Here is a 19,662-nt window from a genome sequence, read left to right on the forward strand (position 1 = left end):
GATCAGAAGTTCACGCCGAAGCTCAACGCGAGGAAGTCGCGGTCTTTGAGGGTGTTGTAGTCACCGCCGAAAAAGTCGGTGTAACTGAGGCTGGCGGTGTAGGTGTTGCGGTAGTCGGCATCGACCCCGAGGCTCACCGCCTTGGCGCCTTCGTTGAACAGGCCGTTGGGCCCGTAGCCGTTGACGTCGTGGGACCAGGACAGGTTGGGCTTGAGGTTGATCCCGGCGATCAGGTTGTTGTAGTCGAGGATCGCCCGGGCGCGATAACCCCAGGACGTGGCCGTGACGAAACCGTCGGTATCGCCGCCGAAACCGTACTGGCCGTAGACCGAATCGCGGCCGTAGCGCAGCTGGCTTTTCGACTCCAGGCCACCGACATGCACGATCGCCGCCTCGCCCACCAGGGTCAGGCGGTCGGCGCCCAGCACCTGATCGAAGAACTGGGTCAGGGTGCTCTGGACCTGGGTGATTTCCTTGCGCCGGTAACCGGTGTTGTCGGCACCCGCCGAGGTCCGCACCGGCGACGCCAGGCCGCCGGCGATGGGGTTGACCAAGGCCAGGGTCAGGTCGTTGGTGTTGATCTGCACCGGGGCGTTGGGCCGGTAGCTGATCTCGCCGGTCCAGGCGGTGCCGGTGGGCAGCGTGGTGGAGAAGCTGGCGCCGTACAGGCGGATGTCTTCCGGATATTCGAGGTAGTACTGGCCGCGACCGAGCATCACGCTCTGGGCCAGGGCCGAACCGGTGCCCGGGGCGATGCGGTTGGCGGTGCTGACGATCCCCGGAATGCTCGCCAGGGTGCTGCCCGGGGCCGTGATGGTGCCAACCGTCGGGGTGCGCGCATGGTAGTTCATGAAGTACAGGCCGTACTCGGTGTCGTCGCCCAGCCAGCGCAAGGCGGTGCCCCACTGCCCGGAGTCGCGGGCATCGCGGTCGCCGGCGCGGCCGATCACCACGCCTTCGGGGGCCACGGTGAAGCCCTGGCCGAACGCCGCGGCAATCGGTTGCAGCGGGCGGATCGCCGGGCTGCCGACGGTGTAGCCCGTGGTGCAGCCGTCCGCCACCACGTCGTTGCCGAAGAAGGTGCCGCAGTTGTCGACCACGGTCTGGTCCCACTCCAGCTGATAAAAGCCTTCCACGGTCAGCTGGTCGGTCAGGCCCTGGGAAGCGAACAGCATGTTCACCGGGATCAGGCCTTCCTTGATCTCGGCACCCGGACGGCGAAACGCCGAGACATCGATCGGGTTGATGCTGTTGATCGAGTTGCCGATGAAGGTGCTTTCGCCCCAGCTGACCACCTGCTTGCCGGCGCGCACGGTGCCCGGCAGGTCGGCGATGGAGTAGTTGTGATAGATGAAGGCATCGAGGATCTGCCCACCGGACGACTTGGCGCCCTCCTTGCGGTTGTGGTCGCTGATGGGCTTGAACTCGCGGTCTTCGTCCTTGAGTTCGAAGTCGTACCAGTACTTGCCGCGGACGAAGACGCCGGTGTCGCCGTACTTCAGTTCAAGGTCATGGATGCCCTTGAAGATCTTCGAAAAGGTCTCGCCCTTCTTGAAATTCAGACGCCCGTCGTCGCCGGTGGAAGACTGCCCGCGACCGCCGTTGGACACACCCACCAGGTCCTTGTCGGCATCGCGCATGCCCCAGCTGGCGCCGATGGACAGCGAAGAATCGAACTGCCCCTCGATCTCCCCGATGTTGAATGAAACGGCCTGCGCCTGGGCGCAGCCCCCCAAGGCCACCGCGACGGCCAGCGCCCGCGGTGTGAAGATGGCGCGCATTGTTGTTTTTGTCATGCGTCTTCCCCGGTGAGTGACAGAAGGCCTCACCCTACTGCCGGCGCACAGGAGCGATAAGCGCACCAAGGAGGTATTCGCGCTGTCGCTCGAAAGGATGAATGCCCCCTCCAGCCGGGCCTTTGCGCGATGCATCGACGGGCTGGATGGACGGGTATCAGGTGGATGGATTGCGCCCTTGCGGGGCATGCCCGGGCGACGTGCACCACTGTTGCCCAGGCTGTAACAGTCCTTGTCCACAATCGCTATTTTTCATTGAGCAGCCAGCCCTTATTCTGGCCTCGCTCTCACGGTAAACAGCCACGCAGAGTCGCCCAGAGGTGTGATCACGCCACCTTGGGGGTAAGAGGATTCAGAAGGTTTGAAGCAACGATATTCAGATCTTCACCGGGTGTTCACTGACGTTGATTTGTTGCTCCTTGATCTAACGTCTTCCTTCGGCCGCTGCCTTGCAGCGGCCTTTTTTATGCCCGGTAGAAAGCCAGGTCGATGCTCAAGGTGTCTGCTCGCCGTGACAATGGAAACGCTGCAACAGGCGATGGGCTAACGGCGCCAGGATCAGGCCGAAGGCAGTGATGAAGGCATAAGGCAAACAGCCGCGCAGGCCGCGGCTGTTCGGGTTGGCGGGCGCTGCTTCAGATCGCGTATTTCTGCAGGTTCTGCATCATCTCTTTCAAGGCTTCGATGTTGTCCTTGGGGTGCGCCGCGCCTTCGAAGTCGCAGATCTGCTGCCAGTGGGCGGCGACATCTTCCGGGGAGAAGCCTTCGCGCGGATCGAAGCCCAGGCCCAGGCTGCGCTCCCAGCGCACCTTGCCCATCCAGCCGCCGCCGACCTCGAACAGGCCCGATGTCTCCTGGCAGTTCTCGCTGCCCAGGTACACCACCAGCGGGCTGATCAGCTCCGGCTTGAGTTGCTCGAACACCTGGGGCGGGATCAGCCCTTCGGTCATCCGCGTGCCGCCGGTTGGCGCGATGGCGTTGACCAGGATGTTGTTCTTGCGGCCTTCGATGGCCAGGGTGCGGGTCAGGCCGTAGAGGCCGAGCTTGGCCATGCCGTAGTTGGACTGGCCGAAATTGCCGTAGATGCCGGAGGTGGACGCGGTGAAGATCACCCGGCCATAACCCTGATCGCGCATGTGCGGCCAGGCGGCGCGGGTCACCTTGTAGGCGCCCTCGACGTGGACGCGGTACACCAGGTCCCAATCGGCGTCTTCCATCTTGTGGAAGGTCTTGTCGCGCAGGATGCCGGCGTTGTTCACCAGCACATCCACCCGGCCGAAGGCATCCAGGGCGTTCTGTACGATCTTGTCGCCGTCGGTGACCGAATCGTGGTTGGCTTCGGCGATGCCGCCGGCTTCGCGAATCTGCGCCACCACCCGGTCGGCCGCCGAAGCATTGGCGCCCTCGCCCTGGGTCGAACCGCCCAGGTCGTTGACCAGGACCTTCGCCCCGTGCCGGGCGAACAGCAATGCATGAGCCTGCCCCAGACCGCCGCCGGCACCGGTGACGATCACGACTTTATTCTCGAAGCGCACAGACTCACTCATACCGAACTCCCACAGGCCAGATGGACAACAGACGGACAATGGCTTCGAGTGTCAGGTACGCGGCTGGCGGTCACAATAAACACGGCTGGAGCTGAATGGTGCGCAATAAGGCAGGGGGATGATCGAGGGGTAACGACGGCGTGGGGCGCATCGACGCCTGGCGTGCACAGGCCAAGGTCGCAGCATCGCGATAGCTGCGGACAGCGGGTGTCTCAGGAGCAGGCCAGTTTTCGCGGTGGAAACTCCAGGCTGTCGCGGAAAGCCAGATAGTGCTTGAGCACCTGGCCCGGGGCCTCAATCTGCGGGTAGTGACCGATCCCGGCCAGCAGCACGGTATCCGGTGCAGGGATCAGCTGGCAGTAACGCTCGACCATGTGCGCCCCGGAAATCGGGTCCACCGCGCCGTCGATCACCCGTAGCGGCACCTCGCCGCGCTGCATCGCACTCACCCAGCGGTCGCGCTGCACCCGGCGCTCAGGAATGTAGCCGATCAACTTGTGCAGGATCCGCGGGCCGTTATTGGCCTCCACCAGGCTCCAGAAGTCATCCAGCACGCTTTCGCTGGGCCGGGTCTGCGGGCCGAAAATCTGGCTGAAACTCTTGGCCAGGCCCTCACGGCTGAAGACGCGACCGAGCATCCAGCCCAGCGGGCTGAGCAGCAGCTTCTGCGTCAGCACCGGGCGATGGGTTTCCGGGAACAGGCCGCCATTGAGGAACACACAGCTGGCCATGTTGCAACGCTCTTCGTAGTGCCGGGCGAGCATTTCCTGGGCGACGCTGTCGCCATAGTCGTGGGCCAGCAGATGCACTGGGCCATCGACCCCCAGATGCTCGAGCAAGGCCTGCTGCAGGTCCGCCTGTTCCAGCAGGCTGTACTCATGGTCCCGCGGCTTGGCCGAATCGCCAAACCCCAGCATGTCGCAGGCGATCAGCCGATAGCGCTGCGCCAAGGGCTGCCACAGGTAATGCCAGTCCCAGGCGGCGGTGGGAAAACCATGGATCAGCAGCAGTGGCTCGCCCTGCCCCGCGGTCCAGTAGCGAATGGCATGGCCGCGAAACGCGAAGCTATGTCCGCGCTTGCGCCACACGCACAGAGGAATCTCGGCCATAGGCATCAGAGTTTATAACCCGCGTCTTGTTTATCGAGTTTGCGCAGCAGTGCCGGCCACGCCAGCGCGCCGCCCATGCCTTGAGCGCTTTTGGTGACCCCGGCGATCATCGCCTTGGCCCCGGCCAGAATCTGCGGCTCGATGGCGATCAGTTGCGCCGCACCGTTCTGCGCCAGCACCTGGATCTCGCAGGCGCGCTGGAAGGTGAACATCATCAGGAAGGTATCGGCGATGGTGCCGCCACAGGTCAGCAGGCCGTGGTTGTGCAGCATCAGGAAATTGCTGTCGCCCAGGTCGGCCTGCAGCCGGGCCTTTTCCTCGTGGTTCAGGGCCACGCCCTCATAGGCGTGATAGGCCAGGCTCGACAGCACGAACAGCGACTGCTGGCTGATGGGCAACACTCCCTGCTGCTGCGCGGACACCGCGACCCCGGCCGCGGTGTGGGTGTGCAGCACGCAGGCCACGTCGTGCCGCACTTCGTGCACGGCGCTGTGGATGGTGTAGCCGGCAGGGTTGATCTCGTAGGGGCTGTCCATCAGCTTGTTGCCGGCCTGGTCGACCTTCACCAGGCTGGAGGCGGTGATCTCATGGAACATCAGGCCGAACGGGTTGATCAGGAAATCTTCGGTGCCAGGGACCTTGGCGGAGATGTGGGTGAAGATCAGATCGTCCCAGCCATGCATCGCCACCAGGCGGTAGCAGGCGGCCAGGTCGACGCGGGTCTGCCATTCGGCGGCGCTGACCTGGTCTTTCACACTCGATGTCGATTGAACGGAGGATAGGCTCACGGCAAGGACCTCAGTGACGGCAGTTTTTTATTATTTTTTGGACGTGGGGATCAGTCTAGTCAGCCCCTCGGGTTCAGGTAGTTGCCTTGGCAGCCAGCTTACTGACCGAGCGGGTCAGTGGTCATTTTAGTTGCAATCGGCACAGGTCAAACGTCAAAGCAACGACGCCAATAAAGGGGCGGCGAACAGGTTCAGCAGGCCCGTGAGAACCATCACCAACCCAGCCACCGAGCCCTCTTCGCCACCGACTTCATGAGCGCGGCTGACCCCGGCGCCGTGGGCGCCGACTCCGAACAAAGCACCGCGAGCCAGGGCGCTGCGCAGCGGCAGCCACTTGAGCAGGACACCGCCGAGCATGGCGCCGAACACCCCGGTGAACATCACGAACACCGCCGTCAGTTCGGGCACGCCGCCCAGGTCATGGGCCAGCGGCATGGCGAAGGGCGTGGTGATCGAACGCGGCACCAGCGACATAGTCACCGAGCTGTCCAGGGCCAGCACCCGCGCCAGTCCGAAGGAGCTGGCGATAGACGCCGCGCTGCCCGCCAGCATGCCCAGGAGCAACGCCGACCAATGCCGCACCAACAGCTGCCGCTGCTGCCAGATCGGCACTGCGAAAGCCACGGTGACCGGCCCCAGCACCAGCATCAGCCAATGGGTATTGGCGGCGTATTCGGCATAGGCGGTGTGCAGCGGCACAGCGATCGCCAGCAACAGGGCCGGCACCAGGATCAGCGGCGACAGCAGGTAGCGCCCGGTGCGCCGGTAGATCCAGCGGCTGAACAGATAGGCCGCGAGCGTCAGCAACAGCCAGAACACCGGCATGGGCTCAAGCGTCATGGCGCATTCTCCAGCGGCACACCCACTCCACCGTGAACGCGGTGACCAGCATCACCATCAGCGTACTGACGCCAATCACCAGCAGGATCCGCCAGCCGTCCTGGCGCAGCAGGCCGCCGTAGTCCAGCAGGCTCATCAGGGCCGGAATGAAGAACAGCAGCATCTCGGCCATCAGCAGGCCCGCGCCCATCTGCAACGCCGCCGGCTTGACCCAGCCCAGGGCGAACGCCAACAGCAGCAAGGCCAGGCCGATCACCCCACCAGGAATCGGCCACGCCAGCCACCCGGCCAACTGGCAGCCGAACAGATAAATAGCCAGCAACACCGCCAGTTCGGATAACAGGCGACCCAGGTGTTTCAAGGTGGAAGCGTTCATGGAATTCGGTCCTCGCAGGCCTGCATTTTAGGCAAGCGCCTGCCATCACCGAAGCGAATTGTTAGACTGGAAGCCATTCCAAAATGGAATCAAGAGCACGGACTCAACCCCATGGACTTCAAACAGCTGCGCAGCTTTGTCGAAGTGATTCACCAGGGCGGCTTCACCCAGGCCGCCAAGACCCTGCACATCAGCCAGTCGGCGGTGAGCAAGCAGATCGCCCAGTTGGAACAGAGCCTGGGCACGCCGCTACTGGATCGCCAGGGCTCGCATATTCATCTCACCGCCGCCGGCAGCGTGGTGCTGCAACGCGCCGAAGGCATGCTGCGCCTGCGCAACGAGTTGCTCAGCGAGCTGGACGACCTGAGCCTGTTGGCTCGTGGGGAATTGCGCCTGGGCCTGCCCCTGCTGGGCAGCGACGCACTGTTCGCCGGCCTGTTCGCCGAGTACCGCCGGCGCTACCCGAACATCAGCGTGCAGTTGCTTGAAGGCGGCAGCCTGAATATCGAGCAGGCGGTGCTCAACGGCGAACTGGAGATCGGCGGCAGCCTGACACCCAAGGATCCGACCTTCGCCTATCAGCCTTTCTGCGACGAACCGCTGGATGCCTTGCTACCGGCCGACCATCCACTGGCGATCAAGGCCCAGGTGCGCCTGGAGGAACTGGCGGACACGCCGTTCCTGCTTTATCAACGCAGCTTTGTGCTCAACGACCGGCTGTTGCAGGCCTGTCAGCAGGTGGGGTTCACCCCGAAGGAAGGTGGGCGCAGCGGCCAGGCGGACTTTCTCGCCGCCCTGGTAGCCGCCGGGCAAGGCGTGGTGCTGTTGCCCAGCGTGGTGGCGCGCGGCCTGGTGCGGCCTGGCGTGGTACGCCTGACGCTGCAAGCGCCCGACTACCTGCGCTGGGACATCGCCTTCATCTGGCGCCAGGGCGCCTATCTGTCCAAGGCCGCACAAGCCTGGCTGGCGCTTTTGCGCGAGCGTCCGGTCAGCCGCGCAAAGCGCTGATCAAGTCGGCCAGCCAAGGCTCGGCGTCGGTTTCCGGGGTCACGCTTTCGCTGGCGTCCAGGCGCAGCATTGCCAGCACTTCACGCACGCCCAGCTCGGCGAACAGTTCGCGCATCTGCTCGCCACCGCCACAGAAGGTGTCGCCATAGCTCGAATCACCCAGGCCGATCACCGCGCCGGGCAAACCGCGCCAGGCCGCCGGCAGTTGGTCGCGAATGGCCAAATACAGCGGCAGCAGGTTGTCCGGCAACTCGCCCATGCCGGTGGTCGAGGTCACGGCCAGGAACGCCTCGGGGCCAAACGCCTGGACATCCGCCAGGGTCGCGCGCGGGTTGTGCCAGGCTTCGAAACCTGCGGCATTGAGGAGCTTGGCGGCGTGCCGGGCGACTTCTTCAGCCGTGCCGTACACCGAGCCGGAAAGGATGGCGACTTTCATCAATCTGATCCTGAAGCTGAGTAAAAGACTGGGATATTAACAGTTGCACGAAAAAATCCAGCCTTGTAGCGCGATTTACCCATCATGGCCAGTGGACAGCTTCGCGCCATGTCTTAGAATTGCCGCCACCTGCCGATCGACTGCGGAAAGCCTCCGATGATCAACGCCCATCTGCTGCAACTGGTGATCAACGCCTCCAACGACGGGATTGTCGTGGCCGAACAGGAAGGCGAAGACAACATCATCATCTACGTCAACCCGGCGTTCGAACGGCTCACCGGCTACAGCGCCGACGAGGTGCTGTATCAGGATTGCCGCTTTCTCCAGTCGGGCGACCGTGACCAGCCGGGAATCCCGCTGATTCGCCAGGCCTTGGATAGCGGCCAGCCCTGCCGCCAGGTGCTGCGCAACTACCGCAAGGACGGCAGTCACTTCTGGAACGAACTGTCGATCACCCCGGTGTTCAACGAAAGCGACCAGTTGACCTATTTTGTCGGGGTGCAGAAAGATGTGACGGTCCAGGTCAAGGCCCAGCAACGGCTGGCGCAGGTGGAAAAGGAGCTGGCCGAAACCCGCGCGGAACTCGCCGTTTTCCAGGCGACGAGCGGCGCTAACAAGATGCCGAATTAGTTGTCAGTACGCTTAATCACCAATGATTTTGTCACCTTCCCCTTCGAGCAACATCATGCGCCGTGACGCTCTCCTCACCCAGGATGAACTGGACTTCATTCAGACCATGCAGCACAACCCGCAACTCAACATGCGGGATGCGAACTCGAGCCTGCTGGTGAATGGAGGCTCACAGATCCGCGACCTGCTCACCCGCCTGGCGGCCAATGAGCAAGTGACCATTCAGGCGCACTTTGAAAACCAGCAGATGAGCTTTCCCCTGCACCTGGTGGAAGACGAGTTCCACGCGCTGCATCTGCGCCTGGGCGTGCCGAGCATCTTCGAGGACGGGCCGAGGGTCCGCCCCTGGCGCCTGACGCTGGCGGAGCCGGTGGCCTTGGAAAACGCCAAGGGGCAGCCCACTGCGCTGTGGGTGCATGAGGTGTCGTTCAACAGCGTGTTGCTGGAAATCCGCAACCGGGCCAAAGCGCCAAAACAGTTCGCCCAGTGGTTCAGCCCGTCGGGCTACGAGCGCATCGCCCTGCGCGGCCGCCTCGAACGCCAGACCGACGCCGGCTTCTATGCCTATCGGTTGAACCAGAGCGACACGGATGAAACCGAGCGCCTGCGCCAGTTCATCCTGCAACAGCACCGCCTGGCACACCCCAACCTGCACATCTGAAATCGCAGCTTTTGGCTGCCTGGGTATCAGCTCAGGTATCGAGCGTACCGCTGAGAAACTGCCGCAGGCGCTGCATCATCAAACGCCCGTCACTCCCCAGGCAGCCCACCGGCGAAGCGCTCAGGCTGTCCTGGGCCAGCTCGGCGACATCTCCCGCCAGCATCAGCGGACACTCCAGGGTCAGCGCCAGGCGGTTCAAGCGTCGAGGCAGCTCCGGCGCCGGCGCGTGATTGGAAAACAGCACCAGCGCCTGGGGCTTGATCTTCTCGCAGACCAGGGTCAGCTCGTCGAACGGCTGCCCCAGCGCCAGCACCCGGACTTCCAACTCGGCACTGCCCAGCATCAGCGCCGCCACCAGCAATTCCAGTTCCCGGCATTGCCCGGCAAGCGCCGCCAGCAGCACCGGGCGCAGCGCTTGGCCGCGCTGCAACAGCAGGCGCTGGGAGACCCGCGAACGCAGGAAGTGATCGAAGAACAGCCATTCGCTGGTGTGGCCGTAAGGTTCCTGGTACTGCGCCAGCTGCCGCCAGAACGGCATGAGGATGTCCTGGAACACCACCGACAATGAATAGCTGGAGAAGATCTGGCCGTACAGCCGCTCCAGGTGCGGCTCGTCGAAGCCGCCGACCGCCCGCTTGAGTTGCCCCTGCCACTGCAGGTAATCGCCCGATGCGCTGTCGCCCGGCATGGCCTGCGGCGCCTCGCGGGCGGCCCGGGTCTTGGCGAGGATCTTGCCGACCTTGCTGACCGCGACACCTCGATCGATCCAGCCGAGGATCTCGCGGACCGTCTCGACATCGTGCATCGAATACAAACGGTGCCCACTCTCGGTGCGCGTCGGCTGGATCAATCCATAACGACGCTCCCAGGCCCGCAGGGTCACCGGGTTGATCCCCGTGAGCCGTGAAACTTCCCGGATTGGAAACAGATCGTCCTGCGAGGGTTGGTCGAGGGGCTGTGTCGGGCGGGAAAGTTCAGTAATAACGGGCATCTGGGCAGAAAACACCGATGGATAAAGTGACGGCCATTCTACTCCCCATCGGTGACAGTTCTTCAACACAGGGCAAAGCGACCGCTGCCTCTGGTGTATTTGTCACAATCAGGAATAATCCTTGCTTGCTTTCAAGACGCAGCCCAACACCCCGGTGCTGCGTCCGGCGTACGGCCTTACCCAGGCAGCGCATTGGTTTTACGGAGATACATAATGTCTACCTCACCCGTTACCCTGATGGTCGCCCGGCGTGTCGCCGATGGCCGTTACCAGGACCTGATCGCCTGGCTGCGCGAAGGCGAACAATTGGCCACCGACTTTCCCGGTTATCTCGGCTCCGGCGTGCTCGCTCCGCCGCCCGACGATGACGAATTCCAGATCATCTTCCGCTTCGCCGACGAGCAGACCCTGCACGTCTGGGAGCACTCCGCCTCGCGCACCGCCTGGCTGGCCCGCGGCAGCGACCTGTTCGCCCATCCCCATGAACACCGGGTCAGCGGCATCGACGGCTGGTTCGGCGCAACCGGCCAGCGCCCTCCGCGCTGGAAGCAGGCGGTGGCCATCTGGTTGGCGTTCTTCCCGGTGTCGCTGATCTTCAACTTCATCCTCAGCCCGTTGCTGGGCGAACTCAGCCTGGCGCCGCGCGTGCTCGTCAGCACCCTGGCCCTGACGCCGCTGATGGTCTACTGGTTCATTCCACTGTCCACCCGCCTGCTGTCCGGGTGGCTGAACAGCACGCCGCCCCGTCCGCTGCCGACAGCACCCGCCCCGCAGAGCCACCGGTAGGAACCGGCTCGCCGGCGATGAACGATAACGCGGTCTGCCAGACAGACCGCGGCGCCATCGTCGCGGGCAAGTCGGATCGCCGCCCGCTCGCTCCTGCAGCGGCTTGGGCGAACCCCGCCCCGCGCTGGTATAGTTTTGCTCTACCTGCGACGCGAGCCGTTCATGACTACTTCCCCTGCCCCGATCCTGATCACCGGCGCCGGCCAGCGTGTCGGCCTGCATTGCGCATTGCGCCTGCTGGAAGACGGTCACCGGGTGATCATCAGCTATCGCACCGAACGCCCCGGCGTACAGGCGTTGCGCGAGCTTGGCGCGATTGCCCTGTTCGCCGACTTCTCCAGCGAAGCCGGGATCCAGGCCTTCATCAGCCAATTGCACGAGCACACCGACAGCCTGCGGGCGATCGTGCACAACGCCTCGCAATGGCTGGAGGAAACGCCCGGCCAGGAAAGCGCGGCCTTCGCCGACATGTTCAGCGTGCACATGCTCGCGCCCTACCTGATCAACCTGCATTGCGCCGACCTGCTGCGGCGCTCCAGCCCCGCCGACATCGTGCACATCGGCGACGACGTCACGCGCCGCGGCAGCAGCAAGCACATCGCCTATTGCGCCACCAAGGCCGGCCTCGACAGCCTGACCCTGTCCTTCGCGGCGAAATATGCCCCGACGATCAAGGTCAACGGCATCGCCCCGGCTCTGTTAATGTTCAATCCCGACGACGACGCGGCGTACCGCGCCAAGGCCCTGGCCAAGTCCGCCCTGGGCATCGAACCCGGTTGCGAGGTGGTCTACCAGAGCCTGCGTTATCTGCTCGACAACCCTTATGTCACCGGCACGACCCTGACCGTCAACGGCGGGCGGCACCTCAAGTAAGGCTTCCCGCGAGGACGTTGCATGACGCTTTCCCTGCCCCAGCACTACCGCGAGATCCTCAAGGGTCTCGGCGAAGACCCCGAGCGCGAAGGCCTGCTCGACACCCCGCAACGCGCGGCCAAGGCCATGCAGTACCTGTGTCATGGCTACAGCCAGTCGGTGGACGAGGTGGTCAATGGCGCGCTGTTCGCCTCCGACAACGATGAAATGGTCATAGTCGCCGACATCGAACTCTATTCCCTGTGCGAACATCACCTGCTGCCCTTCATCGGCAAGGCCCATGTGGCTTATATTCCCACCGGCAAGGTGCTGGGCCTGTCGAAGATCGCCCGGATCGTCGACATGTTCGCCCGCCGCCTGCAGATCCAGGAAAACCTCACGCGGGAAATCGCCGACGCGGTGCAGCGGGTAACCCAGGCCGCCGGCGTCGCGGTGGTCGTCGAAGCCCAGCACATGTGCATGATGATGCGCGGTGTCGAGAAGCAGAACTCGACCATGCACACTTCGGTGATGCTCGGCGCCTTTCGCGATTCGAGCACCACGCGCCAGGAATTCCTGCAATTGATCGGACGGAGCAAGTAGCAATGCCACAACTTCAGCCAGGAATGGCTCGCATCCGGGTCAAGGACCTGTGCCTGCGGACCTTCATCGGAATCAACGAGGACGAGATCCTCAACAAGCAGGATGTGCTGATCAACCTGACCATCCTGTATGCCGCGCAGGAAGCCGTGCGCGACAACGACATCGACCATGCGCTGAACTACCGCACCATCACCAAGGCGATCATCGCTCACGTGGAGGGCAACCGCTTTGCCCTGCTCGAGCGCCTGACCCAGGAAATCCTCGATCTGATCATGGCCAACGAATCGGTGCTGTACGCCGAGGTCGAAGTCGACAAACCCCACGCCCTGCGTTTTGCCGAGTCGGTGTCGATCACCCTCGCGGCCAGCCGCTGATATCATCCGCGCCACATTTGATCGCACAGAGCCGAACATGACCGAGCAACAACGCCTGGAACTCGAAGCCGCCGCCTTCCGCCGCCTGGTCGCACACCTGGACAGCCGCAAGGACGTGCAGAACATCGACCTGATGAACCTCGCCGGCTTCTGCCGCAACTGCCTGTCCAAGTGGTACAAGGCCGAGGCCGACGAGCGCCAGATCGAGGTCAGCCTCGATGACGCCCGTGAAGTGGTGTATGGCATGCCCTACGCCGAGTGGAAGAACCTCTACCAGAAAGAAGCCAGCGCCGAGCAGCAAGCGGCGTTCGCCAAAGGAAAACCCAATGACTGACCTGAACCCCCTGCGCGCCAGCCTCAAGAGTGGGGAGCATGTCTTCGCCGACACCCTGGCCTTTATCGCCGCGGGCTACGACTACCAGCCGCAGGCCTTCAACAACGGTGGCGTGGAAAACGCCGCCGGGCAGAACGAAGGTTCGTGCAAGACCCTGGGCCTGGCCCTGCTGGAAGGCTTGAGCGACGAAGAAGCGCTGCTGGCGTTCGGCGAACATTACCGCTCGGTACTGGCCACCCCTGAAGGCAGCGACCACGGCAATATCCGCGCGCTGATCGCCCATGGCCTGGCGGGTGTGAAGTTTGCCCAGCAGCCACTCAAGCGCCGCTGACCCGCTCGCTCCTACAGAAGAAGCAGATACAAAAAAACCGGCCTGGGCCGGTTTTTTCATTGCAACGGTCTGAGAATCAAGCGTTCTGCAGGCCATCCAGGTAACGCTCGGTGTCCAGGGCGGCCATGCAGCCGGCGCCGGCCGAGGTAATGGCCTGGCGGTACACGTGGTCGGCCACGTCGCCGGCGGCGAAGATGCCCGCGATGCTGGTGGCGGTGGCGTTGCCTTCACGGCCGCCCTGCACGACCAGGTAGCCGTCCTTGAGCTCCAGCTGGCCTTCGAACAGCGAAGTGTTCGGGGTGTGGCCGATGGCGATGAACACGCCGTCGACCTTGATTTCGTCGAAGCTGCCGTCGTTGTTCTTCAGGCGCGCGCCGGTGACACCCATGTTGTCGCCCAGCACTTCGTCCAGGTTGGCGTTCAGCTTGAGTTCGATCTTGCCTTCGGCAACCCGGGCATTGAGCTTGTCGATCAGGATCTTCTCGGCGCGGAAGGTATCGCGACGGTGGATCAGGGTGACCTTGCTGGCAATGTTGGCCAGGTACAGGGCTTCTTCGACAGCGGTGTTGCCGCCACCGACCACGGCCACTGGCTTGTTGCGATAGAAGAAACCATCGCAGGTTGCGCAGGCCGACACGCCCTTGCCCATGAACGCTTCTTCCGAAGGCAGGCCCAGGTAACGGGCGCTGGCGCCAGTGGCGATGATCAGGGCGTCGCAGGTGTAGGTCGCGCTGTCGCCGGTCAGGGTGTATGGCTTGGCGGCGAAGTCCACGGCATTGATGTGATCGAAGACGATTTCGGTCTCGAAACGCTCCGCGTGTTCACGCATGCGCTCCATCAGCGCCGGGCCGGTCAGGCCGTGGACGTCGCCCGGCCAGTTGTCGACTTCGGTGGTGGTGGTCAGCTGACCGCCGGCCTGCATGCCGGTAATCAGCAGCGGCTTCAGGTTGGCGCGGGCGGCATAGACCGCGGCGCTGTAACCGGCAGGGCCGGAACCGAGAATAATCACACGCGAATGACGTACATCAGACATGACTCACTCCTATCGACCGGCCCGGATCACTGGCGCGGAACGCCGGATTGCCGGCTGGAATAAAAAAGGACGGCGAAAGCACTTGGGGAAGGCTTCAGGTTCGCCCGTCCGAAAAATAATGGGTGCAGCGTATAGAGGGGGCGAAGATTAAGGAAATACGGTTTAACAATCCAGCTCATAGGAGGTCTCTATCCGGTATCGGTGTATTTACCGGCGCCTTTGTTACAGTTGATGTCGACCTTGCGACCGCGCTTTCGCCGGTGGGGCAAAGCCGGTAAGGTCGGCGCGTTTTCCCCTAGGAGCTCCCTATGCCCGCCCCCGTTCTGTCCGGCCCGCAATACCTGCGCGAAGGCCTCAAGCTGGTGCTCAGCCCCGGCTTGCGTCTGTTCGTCCTTTTGCCCCTGGCTATCAACCTGGTGCTGTTCGTCGGATTGATCTATTTCGCCGGCCATCAGTTCAGCCTGTGGGTCGACACCCTGATGCCTTCCCTGCCGGACTGGCTGAGCTTTCTCAGCTACATCCTCTGGCCGCTGTTCGTGGTGCTGGTGCTGCTGATGGTGTTTTTCACCTTCACCATGCTGGCCAACGTGATTGCCGCGCCCTTCAACGGGTTTCTCGCGGAGAAAGTCGAAGTGGTGGTCCGCGGCACCGACGATTTCCCGCCCTTCAGCTGGGCCGAACTGCTGGCCATGATCCCGCGCACCCTGGCCCGGGAAATGCGCAAGCTGGGTTATTTCCTGCCGCGGGCCATCGGCCTGTTCATTCTGTCCTTCATTCCGGTGGTGAACCTGGTGGCCGCGCCGCTGTGGCTGCTGTTCGGCGTGTGGATGATGGCGATCCAATACATCGACTACCCGGCGGACAACCACAAGCTGGGCTGGAACGAGATGCTCGCCTGGCTGCGGGAAAAGCGCTGGCAGAGCATGAGCTTTGGCGGGATCGTCTATCTGGTGCTGCTGATCCCGGTGGTCAACATCCTGATGATGCCGGCGGCGGTGGCCGGGGCGACGCTGTTCTGGGTGCGTGAGCGCGGCGCGGAAAACCTGGTGGCCCAGCAAGGCTGAGCGGGTCACAAATCCATCATCGCAACGTCACAATGACGACATGGCCTCGGCTGACACTGAGGCCATGACGACAGCTCTGCATATCACTCTGATCACCGAAACCTTCCCACCGGAAATCAATGGCGTGGCCAATACCCTTGGCCGCCTGTGCGATGGATTGCGCGCCCGTGGACACCAGGTGGAACTGATCCGCCCGCGCCAGGGCAGCGATCAGAGCCGGATCAGCGACGACGGCCTGCTGCTGTGCCGCGGCTGGCCACTGCCGGGTTATCCGGGGCTGCAATGGGGCCAGTCGTCGATGCACAAGCTGCTGCGGCGCTGGAAACGCCATCGCCCGGATGTGCTGTACATCGCCACCGAGGGCCCACTGGGCCTGTCCGCGCTGCGGGCGGCGCGGCGCCTGGGGATCTCCGTGGTCAGCGGTTTCCACACTAACTTCCAGCAGTACTCCAGCCAGTACGGCCTGGGTTTGCTGACGCGCCTGCTGACTCACTACCTGCGCTGGTTCCACAACCGCTCCAAGCTGACCCTGGTGCCCAGCGCCAGCCAGCGCCTGGAGCTGGAGCGGCGCAACTTCGAACGCCTGGCGCTGCTGTCGCGCGGGGTCGACAGCCAGCTGTTCCACCCGGCCAAGCGCCTCAACGAACTGCGCCAAGGCTGGGGCCTGGGCAACGACGATATCGCGGTGATTCACGTTGGCCGCCTGGCGCCGGAGAAAAACCTGGGCCTGCTCAAACGCTGCTTCGCCCAGCTACAGAGCACTTATCCACAGCAGTCGATGAAATTGATCGTGGTGGGCGATGGCCCGCAACGCGCGGTCCTGCAGAAGGAGTTGCCGGACGCCGTGTTCTGCGGCTCGCAACGCGGCGAAGCGCTGGCCAGTCACTACGCGTCGGGGGATCTGTTCCTGTTCCCCAGCCTGACCGAAACCTTCGGCAACGTGGTGCTGGAGGCCCTGGCCTCGGGGCTGGCCGTGGTGGCTTACGACCAGGCCGCGGCGGCCCAGCATATTCGCCATGGCTACAACGGTGTGCTGGCGATGCCCGGGGACGAATGCGCGTTCTGCGATGCCGCCAGCTGGCTGCTGGAAGATCCCGAGACCTTGCGCCGGGTGCGCCTCAATGCCCGCCAGCACGCCAGCCGCCAGGGCTGGGCGGCGATCATCGAGCAGTTTGAAAGCCAGCTGCGCGGCGCTTGCACGGAAGAAGTGGTGGTGCCTGAGGGGCGGTTGTTGCCCTAGCGTTGAAAACATCAGGGCCAAAAGCATCGCGGGCAAGCCTCGTGATCCTGTAGGAGGCTTGCCCGCGACGGTGTTTCCGGGGCCGCGCTCAGACCAGCGTCATCAACGCCTCACGGCTGAACGGCAGGATGTCCTGCTCGCGACCGTCCCGCACCTTCTGCGCCCAGTCCGGGTCCACCAGCAACGCGCGCCCTACCGCTACCAGGTCGAACTCATCGTTGTTCAAGCGCTCCAGGAGCTTTTCCAGGCTCGCCGGCTGCGCCACCTTGTCGGTGTTGACCATGAACTGCAGGAACTCGCCGTCGAGGCCGACGCTGCCCACGGTGATGGTCGGCTTGCCGGTGAGCTGACGGGTCCAGCCGGCCAGGTTCAGCTCGGAACCCTCGAACTCCGGCTCCCAGAAACGCCGGGTAGAGCAGTGGAAGATATCCACGCCAGCGTCCGCCAGCGGCTTGAGGAACTCGCCCAGGGCCTCGGGGGTTTGAACCAGGCGGGCGCTGTAGTCCTGCTGCTTCCACTGCGAAAAGCGGAAGATGATCGGGAAGCCAGGGCCCACCGCGGCGCGCACGGCCTGGATCAGCTCGATGGCAAACCGCGAACGCTGGGCCAGGTCGCCACCGTACTCGTCGGTACGCTGGTTGCTGCCCTCCCAGAAGAACTGGTCGACCAGATAGCCGTGGGCACCGTGGATCTCCACGCCGTCCATGCCGATGTCCTGGGCATCCTTGGCGGCCTGGGCGAAGGCGGCGATCACTTCGCCGATGTCGTCCTGGGTCATGCCGTGGACCACCACCTGGCCGTCCTTGAGTTTTTCCGACGGGCCGTAACCCGGCACGCTGGCGTCCGGCTCGGTGCCCAGGCGGCGCACACTGCCCACATGCCACAGCTGCGGAACGATCTTGCCGCCTTCGGCGTGCACCGCGTCCACCACCTTCTTCCAGCCGGCCAGGGCCGCTTCGCCATAAAAGCGCGGAACGTTCGGATAGCCGTTGGAGGCCTTGTGCCCGACCGTGGTGCCTTCGGTGATGATCAGGCCGACCCCGGCCGCGGCGCGACGACGGTAGTACTCGATGACTTTCGAGTTCGGCACGCCACCTGGGGAAAACGAACGGGTCATCGGCGCCATCACCACCCGGGTCGACAGCTCCAGGGCACCCAGCTGAAAGGGTTTGAACAAGGCTTGAACGGGCATGCGGTACTCCAGGGGTGACGGTCTTAATCGCGGGAAATGGCAAGTCGGGCGGGTACACCGACGGCCTTATGATGGCGATAATATTCCGTGCTCCCGGCAACGCCCAGCACTATTGATCGGGGTGATTAAGGTGCCAAAGCGGAGGAAAGCGAAGGTGCGCGAACGCGCGGTAAAACCGGCCGGGCAGCGGGGCCCGGCGTGCAGATTCAGCTCAAGGCTTTTTCGATGGCCTGGATGACCGTCGAATCGTCGGGCGCGGTGCGTGGCGAGAAACGCGCCAGGACGCGGCCGTCCTTGCCCAGCAGGAATTTCTCGAAATTCCAGGTGATGTCGCCCGGGAACTCCGCCCCTTCGCCCGCCAGCAGACGGTACAACTGATGGCGCTCCGGACCGTTGACGTCCAGCTTGCTGCTCAACGGAAAGGTCACCCCGTAGTTGAGGCTGCAGAATTCCTGGATCTCCTGCTCGGAGCCCGGTTCCTGCCCGGCAAACTGATTACACGGCAGGCCTAGCACGCTGAACCCCTGGCCTTTGTATTGCTGGTAGAGGTTCTCCAGCGCCGCGTATTGTGGTGTCAGACCACACTTGGAGGCGACGTTGACCACCAGCACGACGTGCCCCTTGAAAGGCGCGAGCGGTAGCTCCTGACCATCCAGGGCTTTCAATTTAAGGTCGTGAAAAGCACTCATGACGAACTCCAAATTCCCGTGTTCTTGCAGAAAACAGCCACTCGACAGTACCGCTTGTTGCCCGGCGATAAAAGCCGCCGACTAAAAAGGCGCCCTCGGGCGCCTCTCCAGTCAGATTTGAGCTTAGCGCAGAAATCAGTGGTGATGGCCACCTTCGCCATGGACGTGACCATGGGCGATTTCTTCCTGGCTGGCGTCACGGATGTCGACAACCTTGACCTTGAAGTTCAGGCGCTGGCCGGCCAGCGGGTGGTTGCCGTCGACAGTCACGTCGTCGCCGTCCAGGTCGCGGATGGTGACGATCTGCATCTGGCCGTCCGGAGCGGAAGCGTGGAACTGCATGCCCACTTCCAGTTCGTCGACGCCTTCGAACATGCTGCGGCTCAGGGTGCTGACCAGTTCGGCGGCGTATTCGCCATAGGCATCTTCCGGCTCAACGGCAACGCTCAGCTCGTCGCCGACGTTCTTGCCTTCCAGGGCCTTTTCCAGGCCTGGAATAATGTTCCCTGCGCCATGCAGGTAGACCAGCGGTGCGCCGCCGGCGGAGCTGTCGATGACCTCACCAGCGTCGTTGGTGAGGGTATAGTCGATGGAGACAGCCTTGTTGGCGGCGATCAGCATGGGGCGAGACCTTTTGCATAAGAATGAAGAACGTCCAAGTTTAGCGAAGCAATCGCCCGAAAGCGAACGGAACCCGGACAAACGGAACCTGACGCCAGGCTCGACGATCGTCGGCTTTCATCAGGATGAAGATGGCCACTGGGTCGTCGAGCTGTCCTGTGGCCATACCCAGCACCTGCGCCACCAGCCGCCCTGGCAATCCCGGGCCTGGATCCTGGATCCGCTCAAGCGTGCGGAAAAAATAGGCCAGCCCTTTGCCTGCGGTTGGTGCGCACAAGGCTCGGTTAGCGCTAACCTTGGCGCCTGAATTTCCGGTAGAGCAGTAAACATAAGCGACTCACCGTTGCCATGCACCCGTCGA

At 63.4% G+C, this 19,662-nt stretch carries 24 protein-coding genes; 12 read left to right on the plus strand and 12 right to left on the minus strand.

The genetic code is table 11. The annotated features are described in order from the left end of the window. Positions 1-2 precede the first annotated feature (2 nt). The 6 genes from CRO75_RS13420 to CRO75_RS13445 form a co-directional block, all read right to left on the minus strand. Positions 3-1,796: a DUF1302 domain-containing protein gene (locus CRO75_RS13420; protein WP_097135915.1), complete on the minus strand. Its 1,794-nt coding sequence runs from the start codon at positions 1,794-1,796 to the stop codon at positions 3-5. Between the two features lie 635 nt (positions 1,797-2,431). Next, complete coding sequence (locus CRO75_RS13425; RefSeq protein WP_097135917.1) at positions 2,432-3,343, minus strand: SDR family oxidoreductase; 912 nt, start codon at positions 3,341-3,343, stop codon at positions 2,432-2,434. A gap of 212 nt (positions 3,344-3,555) precedes the next feature. Further along, positions 3,556-4,458, minus strand: coding sequence for an alpha/beta hydrolase (locus CRO75_RS13430; RefSeq protein WP_097135919.1), 903 nt, complete (start codon positions 4,456-4,458; stop codon positions 3,556-3,558). Continuing rightward, a complete protein-coding gene (locus CRO75_RS13435; RefSeq protein ID WP_009042221.1) occupies positions 4,458-5,240 on the minus strand; it encodes a class II aldolase/adducin family protein in 783 nt (260 codons plus the stop codon). The genes CRO75_RS13430 and CRO75_RS13435 overlap by 1 nt, the downstream gene beginning before the upstream one ends. 153 nt (positions 5,241-5,393) lie before the next feature. Beyond that, positions 5,394-6,080, minus strand: a complete 687-nt coding sequence (locus CRO75_RS13440; protein ID WP_085529852.1) for an LrgB family protein — start codon at positions 6,078-6,080, stop codon at positions 5,394-5,396. Beyond that, positions 6,070-6,456: a CidA/LrgA family protein gene (locus CRO75_RS13445; RefSeq protein ID WP_007929806.1), complete on the minus strand. Its 387-nt coding sequence runs from the start codon at positions 6,454-6,456 to the stop codon at positions 6,070-6,072. Before CRO75_RS13445 ends, CRO75_RS13440 begins: the two co-directional genes overlap by 11 nt. 111 nt (positions 6,457-6,567) lie before the next feature. On the opposite strand from CRO75_RS13445, the gene CRO75_RS13450 reads away from it, so the two are divergent. Beyond that, on the plus strand, positions 6,568-7,464 hold the full coding sequence (locus CRO75_RS13450; RefSeq protein ID WP_097135921.1) for a LysR family transcriptional regulator: 897 nt from the start codon (positions 6,568-6,570) through the stop codon (positions 7,462-7,464). Here CRO75_RS13450 and CRO75_RS13455 read toward each other — a convergent pair. Beyond that, a complete protein-coding gene (locus tag CRO75_RS13455) occupies positions 7,445-7,900 on the minus strand; it encodes a flavodoxin (protein ID WP_097135924.1) in 456 nt (151 codons plus the stop codon). The two genes, CRO75_RS13450 and CRO75_RS13455, sit on opposite strands and share 20 nt — an antisense overlap. Before the next feature lie 156 nt (positions 7,901-8,056). Between CRO75_RS13455 and CRO75_RS13460 the strand changes: the two genes are divergently transcribed. Both CRO75_RS13460 and CRO75_RS13465 read left to right on the plus strand, forming a co-directional pair. Beyond that, positions 8,057-8,530 (plus strand): PAS domain-containing protein, encoded by a 474-nt coding sequence (locus tag CRO75_RS13460; protein ID WP_097135925.1) that lies wholly within the window; start codon positions 8,057-8,059, stop codon positions 8,528-8,530. A 55-nt stretch (positions 8,531-8,585) separates the two neighbouring features. After that, complete coding sequence (locus CRO75_RS13465) at positions 8,586-9,191, plus strand: hypothetical protein (protein WP_009042216.1); 606 nt, start codon at positions 8,586-8,588, stop codon at positions 9,189-9,191. 31 nt (positions 9,192-9,222) lie between these two features. Here CRO75_RS13465 and CRO75_RS13470 read toward each other — a convergent pair whose 3' ends face one another. Then, positions 9,223-10,182 (minus strand): MerR family transcriptional regulator, encoded by a 960-nt coding sequence (locus CRO75_RS13470; RefSeq protein WP_097135928.1) that lies wholly within the window; start codon positions 10,180-10,182, stop codon positions 9,223-9,225. Positions 10,183-10,395: 213 nt separating this feature from the next. Between CRO75_RS13470 and CRO75_RS13475 the strand changes: the two genes are divergently transcribed. The 6 genes from CRO75_RS13475 to CRO75_RS13500 all read left to right on the plus strand — a co-directional run bounded on the left by CRO75_RS13475 (position 10,396) and on the right by CRO75_RS13500 (position 13,462). Continuing rightward, a complete protein-coding gene (locus CRO75_RS13475) occupies positions 10,396-10,968 on the plus strand; it encodes an antibiotic biosynthesis monooxygenase (RefSeq protein ID WP_097135930.1) in 573 nt (190 codons plus the stop codon). Positions 10,969-11,130: 162 nt separating this feature from the next. Then, entirely contained in the window at positions 11,131-11,841 is a 711-nt protein-coding gene (gene folM, locus CRO75_RS13480; protein ID WP_097136013.1) for a dihydromonapterin reductase, read from the plus strand. 21 nt (positions 11,842-11,862) lie between these two features. After that, positions 11,863-12,423 carry a GTP cyclohydrolase I FolE gene (folE, locus tag CRO75_RS13485; RefSeq protein WP_007929828.1) on the plus strand — a complete coding sequence of 187 codons (561 nt, stop codon included), beginning with the start codon at positions 11,863-11,865 and terminating at the stop codon, positions 12,421-12,423. A gap of 2 nt (positions 12,424-12,425) precedes the next feature. Further along, positions 12,426-12,797 carry a dihydroneopterin triphosphate 2'-epimerase gene (gene folX, locus CRO75_RS13490; protein WP_007929829.1) on the plus strand — a complete coding sequence of 124 codons (372 nt, stop codon included), beginning with the start codon at positions 12,426-12,428 and terminating at the stop codon, positions 12,795-12,797. A 37-nt stretch (positions 12,798-12,834) separates the two neighbouring features. Next, the gene (locus CRO75_RS13495; RefSeq protein ID WP_009042212.1) at positions 12,835-13,131 is read left to right on the plus strand and encodes a DUF1244 domain-containing protein; all 297 of its coding nucleotides are present in this window, start codon (positions 12,835-12,837) and stop codon (positions 13,129-13,131) included. Beyond that, positions 13,124-13,462, plus strand: coding sequence for a HopJ type III effector protein (locus CRO75_RS13500; protein WP_097135932.1), 339 nt, complete (start codon positions 13,124-13,126; stop codon positions 13,460-13,462). The genes CRO75_RS13495 and CRO75_RS13500 overlap by 8 nt, the downstream gene beginning before the upstream one ends. Before the next feature lie 76 nt (positions 13,463-13,538). Here the strand turns inward: CRO75_RS13500 and trxB are convergent, their stop codons facing one another. Then, positions 13,539-14,495, minus strand: coding sequence for a thioredoxin-disulfide reductase (gene trxB, locus CRO75_RS13505; RefSeq protein WP_009042210.1), 957 nt, complete (start codon positions 14,493-14,495; stop codon positions 13,539-13,541). Between the two features lie 308 nt (positions 14,496-14,803). On the opposite strand from trxB, the gene cysZ reads away from it, so the two are divergent. Both cysZ and CRO75_RS13520 read left to right on the plus strand, forming a co-directional pair. Continuing rightward, positions 14,804-15,559: a sulfate transporter CysZ gene (gene cysZ / locus CRO75_RS13515; RefSeq protein WP_025806444.1), complete on the plus strand. Its 756-nt coding sequence runs from the start codon at positions 14,804-14,806 to the stop codon at positions 15,557-15,559. Positions 15,560-15,599: 40 nt separating this feature from the next. Further along, a complete protein-coding gene (locus CRO75_RS13520) occupies positions 15,600-16,799 on the plus strand; it encodes a glycosyltransferase family 1 protein (protein WP_097135934.1) in 1,200 nt (399 codons plus the stop codon). An 88-nt stretch (positions 16,800-16,887) separates the two neighbouring features. On the opposite strand, the gene CRO75_RS13525 is transcribed toward CRO75_RS13520, so the two are convergent. From CRO75_RS13525 to CRO75_RS13535, 3 genes are all read right to left on the minus strand, one after another. Then, complete coding sequence (locus CRO75_RS13525) at positions 16,888-17,991, minus strand: NADH:flavin oxidoreductase (protein WP_097135936.1); 1,104 nt, start codon at positions 17,989-17,991, stop codon at positions 16,888-16,890. Positions 17,992-18,197: 206 nt separating this feature from the next. After that, the gene (locus CRO75_RS13530) at positions 18,198-18,680 is read right to left on the minus strand and encodes a glutathione peroxidase (protein ID WP_009042206.1); all 483 of its coding nucleotides are present in this window, start codon (positions 18,678-18,680) and stop codon (positions 18,198-18,200) included. A gap of 135 nt (positions 18,681-18,815) precedes the next feature. Continuing rightward, positions 18,816-19,301, minus strand: a complete 486-nt coding sequence (locus CRO75_RS13535) for a peptidylprolyl isomerase (RefSeq protein WP_007929845.1) — start codon at positions 19,299-19,301, stop codon at positions 18,816-18,818. Between CRO75_RS13535 and CRO75_RS13540 the strand changes: the two genes are divergently transcribed. After that, positions 19,270-19,608 carry a DUF3565 domain-containing protein gene (locus tag CRO75_RS13540; protein WP_081002212.1) on the plus strand — a complete coding sequence of 113 codons (339 nt, stop codon included), beginning with the start codon at positions 19,270-19,272 and terminating at the stop codon, positions 19,606-19,608. The two genes, CRO75_RS13535 and CRO75_RS13540, sit on opposite strands and share 32 nt — an antisense overlap. Positions 19,609-19,662: the final 54 nt, after the last annotated feature.

It is taken from the genome of Pseudomonas sp. LAMO17WK12:I10, assembly GCF_900215185.1.
Lineage (GTDB): Bacteria > Pseudomonadota > Gammaproteobacteria > Pseudomonadales > Pseudomonadaceae > Aquipseudomonas > Aquipseudomonas chlororaphis.